Source organism: Nocardioides sp. CFH 31398, assembly GCF_022436705.1.
Taxonomy (GTDB): domain Bacteria; phylum Actinomycetota; class Actinomycetes; order Propionibacteriales; family Nocardioidaceae; genus Nocardioides.
In genome coordinates, this window is sequence record NZ_JAKUHT010000007.1 from 22,854 (window position 1) to 29,380 (window position 6,527).

Annotated in this window: 7 protein-coding genes; 4 read left to right on the forward strand and 3 right to left on the reverse strand. The window is 73.4% G+C overall.

All coding sequences use genetic code 11. The features are described from left to right. The first annotated feature begins 37 nt into the window (after positions 1–37). Together MJ876_RS07575 and MJ876_RS07580 are read left to right on the forward strand one after the other, a co-directional pair. Positions 38–919, forward strand: coding sequence for an NAD(P)H-binding protein (locus MJ876_RS07575; protein ID WP_240235642.1), 882 nt, complete (start codon positions 38–40; stop codon positions 917–919). 91 nt (positions 920–1,010) lie between these two features. Next, the gene (locus tag MJ876_RS07580) at positions 1,011–1,502 is read left to right on the forward strand and encodes a nucleoside deaminase (protein WP_240235643.1); all 492 of its coding nucleotides are present in this window, start codon (positions 1,011–1,013) and stop codon (positions 1,500–1,502) included. Positions 1,503–1,613: 111 nt separating this feature from the next. On the opposite strand, the gene MJ876_RS07585 is transcribed toward MJ876_RS07580, so the two are convergent. Then, positions 1,614–2,534 (reverse strand): LysR substrate-binding domain-containing protein, encoded by a 921-nt coding sequence (locus tag MJ876_RS07585; protein ID WP_240235644.1) that lies wholly within the window; start codon positions 2,532–2,534, stop codon positions 1,614–1,616. Positions 2,535–2,616: 82 nt separating this feature from the next. Here MJ876_RS07585 and solA point away from each other — a divergent pair, with 82 nt between their 5' ends. Both solA and MJ876_RS07595 read left to right on the forward strand, forming a co-directional pair. Next, the gene (solA, locus tag MJ876_RS07590; protein ID WP_240235646.1) at positions 2,617–3,804 is read left to right on the forward strand and encodes an N-methyl-L-tryptophan oxidase; all 1,188 of its coding nucleotides are present in this window, start codon (positions 2,617–2,619) and stop codon (positions 3,802–3,804) included. Next, the gene (locus tag MJ876_RS07595) at positions 3,797–5,050 is read left to right on the forward strand and encodes an SRPBCC family protein (RefSeq protein WP_240235647.1); all 1,254 of its coding nucleotides are present in this window, start codon (positions 3,797–3,799) and stop codon (positions 5,048–5,050) included. The genes solA and MJ876_RS07595 overlap by 8 nt, the downstream gene beginning before the upstream one ends. Here the strand turns inward: MJ876_RS07595 and MJ876_RS07600 are convergent. Then, the gene (locus MJ876_RS07600; protein WP_240235648.1) at positions 5,007–5,348 is read right to left on the reverse strand and encodes a TraR/DksA C4-type zinc finger protein; all 342 of its coding nucleotides are present in this window, start codon (positions 5,346–5,348) and stop codon (positions 5,007–5,009) included. The two genes, MJ876_RS07595 and MJ876_RS07600, sit on opposite strands and share 44 nt — an antisense overlap. Positions 5,349–5,354: 6 nt before the next feature. Beyond that, a complete protein-coding gene (locus MJ876_RS07605) occupies positions 5,355–6,251 on the reverse strand; it encodes an NAD(P)-dependent oxidoreductase (RefSeq protein ID WP_240235649.1) in 897 nt (298 codons plus the stop codon). Positions 6,252–6,527 lie beyond the last annotated feature (276 nt).

A 6,527-nucleotide genomic window follows, 5' to 3' on the forward strand; every position in this document is an offset into this window, starting at 1 on the left:
TCAGGATCCGGCCACGTCTCGCCCTAGCGTCGGGGGCATGACCGAACGCACTCTCGGCCTGACCGCCCCGGCCGGGAACGTCGGCCGTCACCTGGTGCGCGACCTGGTCCGCGCCGGCGTGCGGCCGCGGGTGCTGTCGCACCGTCCCGGAGGCCTCCCACCGGAGCTCCTCGGCCACGTCGACGAGCTGGTCGTGGACCTCACCGATCCCGACGCCGTCCACGTGGCGCTGGACGGCGTCGACGCCCTCGGGCTCATCGTGCCGTCGGTGCCTGCGGACGACCCCGTGGCGGCGTACGACGCGATCGGCGTCGGGGTCACCGCGGCCCTCGAGGCGCACGAAGTCGGCCACGTCATCCTGCAGAGCAGCGTCGGCGCCGAGCTGCGCCACGGCGCCGGGGAGATCGACGGCCTGGCGCGAGTCGAGGAGCGTCTGGACGCGACCGGCGCCTCGGTCGTGCACCTGCGCTGCGGCTTCTTCTTCTCGAACCTGCAGCTGATGCTCGACGACCTGCGCGCCGGCGAGGTGTCCACCCTGCTGCCCACCGACCACCGCATGCCCTGGGTCGCCCCGGCGGACGTCGCCCGCGTCGCGGCCGGCTGGCTGCTGCGCGACGACTGGGCCGGTCGGCACGTGCGCGGGGTGCACGGCCCGGTCGACCTGTCCTGGGACGACGTGCTGGCCGATGTCGCCGCGGTCACCGGCCACTCCGTTGTTGCGCGCCGGGTCTCGGACGAGGGGGTGCGCTCCGGTCTGGCCGCAGCCGGGCTGACCCCGGCCCGGGTCGAGGCGGTCGTGGGCATGTCGGCAGGGCTGCGTGACGGGTTTGTCGCCGAGCAGACACGCGGGGTCACCACCACGACCGCGACGACACTCGCCTCCTGGGCGTACGACGAGCTCCGGCCGCTGCTGGCCTGAGGAGAGCGAACCGTGTGGGTTCGCCGTCGCCACGACGACAGCGAACCCCACGCGGTTCTTGCTCGGATCGTCCCGGGGTACCGGCGCACGCGTGACCGACCCGCGCCCCGACCTCGTCCGCCGCTCGCTCGACCTCGCCCTGGACAACGTGGAGGCGGGGGGCAAGCCGTTCGCCTGCGTCGTCGTGGACGCCGACACCGGCGAGGTGCTCCACGAGGCGACGAACCAGGTCAGCCAGTCGGGCGACAAGAGCGCGCACGCGGAGATCACCGCGATCCGCGAGCTCGCGGAAGCCGGCCGGACCGACCTGACGGGTTGCGACGTCTACGTCACCGCCTACCCCTGCCCGATGTGCCTCGGCGCGCTCTACTACGCCGCGCCCGAGCGGGTCGTGTACGCCGCGTCGCGCGAGGAGGAGGACCAGCACTACGAGGACGGCGGGCGCTACATGACGCTCGCGACGTTCTACGACGAGTACGCCAAGGCCCCCGCCGACCGGAACCTCCCCGCCGTCCGCGGCGAGGCCGACGGCGGCCCCGAGCCGGTCGAGCCGTTCCGGCGGTGGACGGCGGAGCACGCCTGAGCCCGACGGGCGGTCAGGCCTCCACCAGCTCCGGCGACGGCCCCGACCACAACCAGGACGCGGCGCCGGCGAAGCTGTCGCCGGTGACCAGGACCCCTCGGCCCGTGCCGGTCATCCTGCCCCGGGTGCCAGGCCTTCCGCGGAGTCCCTGAGCCGACGGGCCGTCTCGACGAGCTGGACGACGACCGCGGGGGCGCCGTCGCGTCGCCACGCCATCTGCAGCGCGACCTGCGGTGGCGAGCCGAGCAGGGGCCGGAACACCACCCCGGCCGGGCAGGCGCTCGCGTAGAACGCCGGCTGCAGCGAGACCCCGAACCCGGCCGCGACCAGCGCGAGCTGGGTGTCGATGTCACCGCCCTCGCTGACGACGTCGGGACTGAACCCGTGCCCGCGGCAGTAGGCCACGACGATGTCGGAGAACTCCACGCCGAGGTGCCGCGGCCAGCTGACGAACAGCTCGTCGGCGAGCGCGGCGGGGTCGATCGGCGAGCCCGGGCCCGCGAGCGCGTGGCCGGCCGGCAGCGCCAGCATCAGTGGCTCCGAGACAAGCGGCTCGACGACGAGCCCGGGGGTGGGGGCCGCCGCGCGGACGATGCCGACGTCGATCGACCGGTCGGCCAGCGCCCGCAGCTGCAGGGCGGTGTCCATGTGCACGAGGTCGAACCGCACGCGCGGGTGGTCGACCGTGAAGGCCCGCATCACCGCGGGCAGCACGCTGGCGAGACCGGTGCGGACGGACCCGATCGTGATCCGCCCGGTGACGCCGTGGGCGGCCTGCTGCGCCGCCTCGACCGCACGGTCGGCCTCGTGCAGCACCCGCGGCGCGGCCTGCTGCAGTGCCTCGCCGGCCAGGGTCAGCCCGACCTGGCGGGAGGTCCGCGTGAACAGGGCGACGCCGAGGTCCCGCTCGAGCAGCCGCACCTGCTGGCTCAGCGCCGGCTGGCTCAGGTGCAGGCGGGCAGCCGCCCTGCTGAAGTGCAGCTCGTCGGCGACCGCGAGGAAGACCCGGAGCCGACGCGTGTCCAGATCCATAAGTCTCAACCTATGAAAGGAGTCAAGACACGAGTCACGATCTGCTGTCGCGATCGGTCACGGTGCGACGAGGGTGGAGGTCATGAACCGCGACTTCCCGATCGTCGTCCTCGGCTGCGGCGGCCTCGGCTCCGCGGCCCTCCACTGGCTCGCGCAGGAGGCCGGCAGCGCCGTCCTCGGGCTCGAGCAGTTCGCGCTCGGCCACCACCGCGGCGCCTCGCAGGACCACTCCCGCATCATCCGGCACGCGCAGCACCAGGACGCCTACGCCGACCTCGCGCCCGCGGCGTACGACGCCTGGCACGCGGTCGAGGAGGCCTCCGGCGTCCGGCTGCTCACCCGCACCGGCGGGCTCGTCGTCGAGGACGTCGCCGCCCGCGAGGGCGTCGACACCGGCACCCGCAACATCGCCGGGTACGTCGACGTGATGCGCCGCCACGGCGTCGAGCACGAGCTCCTGGACGCCGCGGGGATCGCCGCCCGGTGGCCGCAGTTCCGGCTGTCCGGCAGCGAGCGGGGGATCTACCAGGCCGAGTCCGGGATCGTGGACGCCGCCAAGGCGAACGCCGTCCACGTCGCGCTCGCCCGCGCGGCCGGCGCGACCGTCCTCGACGAGACGCCCGTCCTCGCGCTGCGCCCGGCCGGCCCGCACGTCGAGGTCGTCACCGCCGACGAGACGTACGTCGCCGAGCGGGTCGTCGTCACGGCGGACGCCTGGACCAACCGGTTGCTGGCGGGCCTCGGACGGCAGCTGCCCCTGACGGTCACCCAGGAGCAGGTCACCTACTACGCCACGCCCCACCTGCGGGAGTTCGCGCCGGACCGCTTCCCGGTCTTCATGTGGCACGGGCGCGACAACTTCTACGGTTTCCCGGTCCACGGCGAGGTGGCGACGAAGCTCGGCCAGCACAACGGCGGCCACCCGGTCACCGCCGAGACCCGCACCTTCGAGCCCGACCCCGTCCGGGAGGAGCGCCAGCTCGCGTTCCTCGCCGAGCACCTGCCCGACTTCGCGGGCCCGCGGCTCTACACGAAGACCTGCCTCTACACGGTCCCGCCCGACCAGCACTTCGTCCTCGACACCCTGCCCGAGCACCCCGGCGTCAGCGTCGCCGTCGGTGCCGGGCACGCCTACAAGTTCGCGAGCCTGGTCGGGCAGGTCCTGGCCGACCTCGCCCTGCGCGGCAAGAGCGACCACCCGCTCGAGGACTTCCGCCTCGACCGTCCCGCCCTCACCGACCCGGAGTACACGGCGACCCTCCATGTCTGAGCCGACCACCGCACCGAGCGCCCCGACCGCGCCCCTGCCCACCCTCGAGCCCGTCACGCCCGGCTGGACCCTGCCGGCGTCCTACTACCTCGACGAACGGGTGCACGCCGCCGAGCTCGCGACCGTCTTCACCGACACCTGGCTCTTCGCCGGGCACGCGTGCGAGGTCGCCGAACCGGGGCAGTACCTGCTGTTCGAGATCGGCGACGACTCCGTGATCGTCGTCCGCGACGCCGACGGGGTCCTGCACGCCCACCACAACGTCTGCCGTCACCGCGGATCGCGGATCTGCGACGAGCCCCGCGGGCGGGTCCGGGCCCTGATGTGCCCGTACCACCAGTGGACCTACGGCCTCGACGGGCGCCTGCGGGGGGCCCGCCTGATGGGCGAGGGCTTCGCGAAGGACGGCGTCCGGCTCGGCGCCGTCGCGGTGCGCGAGCTCGCTGGCCTCGTCTTCGTGTCGCTCGCGGACGCGCCCCCGTCGTTCGACGCGATGGCCGCGGCGGTCACCGCCCAGCTCGGGCACCACCGACTCGACCGGGCGCGGGTGGCGCACCGTGCGTCGTACTCGGTGCGCGCGAACTGGAAGACGCTCGTCGAGAACAACCGCGAGTGCTACCACTGCCGCAGCAACCACCCGGAGTTCCTGGAGTCGAACTTCGAGTTCGGCAGCCACGGCGACCCCCGGCGCAACGACACGTACGACGACACGCTGGCGGCGGCGTACGCACGGTGGCGCGCCGACGGCCTCGAGCCGGCGGACGTCAGCTTTCCCGGGGACGAGGGGTTCCGCGTCAGCCGGCTGCCGCTGCGCGACGGGTTCGTCACCGAGACGATGGACGGCGCCCCGGTCGCGCCGCCGATGGGGCAGGTGGGCGGCTCGCCGGGCAGCCTGCGGCTCATCACGCTGCCCACGATGTGGGCGCACGCCAACCTCGACTACGCCATGACGACCCGGCTCACGCCCGTCGGGGCGGACCGCACCGACGTCGACGTCTGCTTCCTCGTCGACGCCGACGCGTCGGACGACGACGTCGACCTGGAGCGGCTGACGACGGTGTGGACGGCGACCAGCGAGCAGGACTGGGCGCTCTGCGAGGCCAACGCCGCCGGCATCCGCTCCCGCGGCTACCTCCCCGGACCCCTCTCGCCGGTGGTGGAGGCGTCGGTGCAGCACTTCGTGGACTGGTACCTGCGCCGCCTCACCGGCTCGCGCACCCCACGCACGTCCGCGACGTCGGCCTGACCTCGAGGCGGCCCTCCGGGATGGCGGCCCCACAGACCTCGCAGACGCCGTACGACCCGGAGGCGAGCCGGTCGAGCGCGGCGTCGACCTCGGCGAGGTGGGCCCGAGCCCGCCGTGCCAACGACGAGACCTGGGAGCGCTCGAACGCGATGGTCGCGCCCTCCGGGTCGTGCTCGTCGTCCGCGTTGGTGTCCCTCGACGCCGCGACGACCGCGTCGTGCTCGTCGGTCAGGGTGCGCAGGCGCACCAGCGTCAGCTCCCGGTCGGCCAGGAGCAGGTCGCGGGCCCCCTCGTGCACGCCGGGCTACCGCGGGTCGCTGAGGACGTCGCGCCAGGAGTGCTCGGGGGAGTAGCCGAGCACCCGACGGGCCTTCTCGATGGAGTAGAAGGTCTCGTCGGGACCCATCTCGCGACGCACCTCCACACCGTCGTAGAAGTCACGGATGATCTCGTCGGTCTTCGCGGCGACCGACATGTCCGCGTTGGCCACGTTGAACACCTCGTAGCCGAGCCCGTCGGTCTCCAGGCAGAGACGGACGAGCTGCGCGAGGTCGCGGGTGTCGATGTAGGCGAACACGTTGCGGCGACGCAGCGAGGGGTCCTCCAGGTAGTCACCGAAGTACTGCTCGTACTCGTGCGGCTCGATCACGTTGTTGATCCGCAGGCCGTAGACGTCCGCGCCGGTGCGCTGCTGGAACGACCGTGACACCGCCTCGCCGGCGACCTTCGACATCGCGTAGGCGTCCTCGGGGACGGTCGGGTGCTCCTCGTCGACCGGCACGTACTCCGGCTTGCGGTCGCCCTGCCCGAAGCAGATGCCGTACGTGGTCTCCGACGAGGCGAACACGACCTTGCGGATGCCCAACCGGGTGGCGGCCTCGAGCACGTTGTAGTGGGCGAGGATGTTCGTCCGGAAGGTCTCGGAGTCACTTTCGAGCATCGGCCGCGGGATCGCCGCGAAGTGCACCACCGCGTCGTACGACGGGTCGTAGGGCTCGTGGTCGAGCTGGCCCTGGTTCGACGGTGCGGCCAGCGCGGAGTAGACCTGCCCGACGTCGGTCAGGTCGACCCGCAGGTCGTCGACGCCGTCCGTGCCGAGCGGCTCCAGGTCGGCGTTCGTGACCTGGTGCCCCTGCTCGACGAGGTGCTCGACGACGTACTTGCCGGCCTTGCCGGTGCCTCCGGTGAAGAAGATGCGCATGGGTGGTCAACGGGTCGGCCCGCCACGCCTGTTCCCGACCGTCCGGCCGGTGGACGATCCGAGGTGGTCGAGCACGTCGTCCTGAGGTGGTCGAGCACGTCGTCCTGAGGTGGTCGAGCAGCGAGGAGCCCTGGCGACGAGCGCGTCGAGACCGCCGACCACCCGGGGGTGGCCTCCCCGAGACGGGAAGTGTGGTGGGGGGGGGGGGGGGCGGGGGGGGGGGGGCGCCCCCCCCCCCGGCGCCCCCGCCCCGCAGGGGGGGCCCGGGCCGCCCGC

What these genes read in the sequence shown, in the direction of transcription:
- solA (WP_240235646.1), top strand. Translation starts at nt 2,617, where the DNA reads ATGAACCGCGACTTCCCGATCGTCGTCCTCGGCTGCGGCGGCCTCGGC.
- MJ876_RS07595 (WP_240235647.1), top strand. Translation starts at nt 3,797, where the DNA reads ATGTCTGAGCCGACCACCGCACCGAGCGCCCCGACCGCGCCCCTGCCC.
- MJ876_RS07585 (WP_240235644.1), bottom strand. Translation starts at nt 2,534, where the DNA reads ATGGATCTGGACACGCGTCGGCTCCGGGTCTTCCTCGCGGTCGCCGAC.
- MJ876_RS07575 (WP_240235642.1), top strand. Translation starts at nt 38, where the DNA reads ATGACCGAACGCACTCTCGGCCTGACCGCCCCGGCCGGGAACGTCGGC.
- MJ876_RS07605 (WP_240235649.1), bottom strand. Translation starts at nt 6,251, where the DNA reads ATGCGCATCTTCTTCACCGGAGGCACCGGCAAGGCCGGCAAGTACGTC.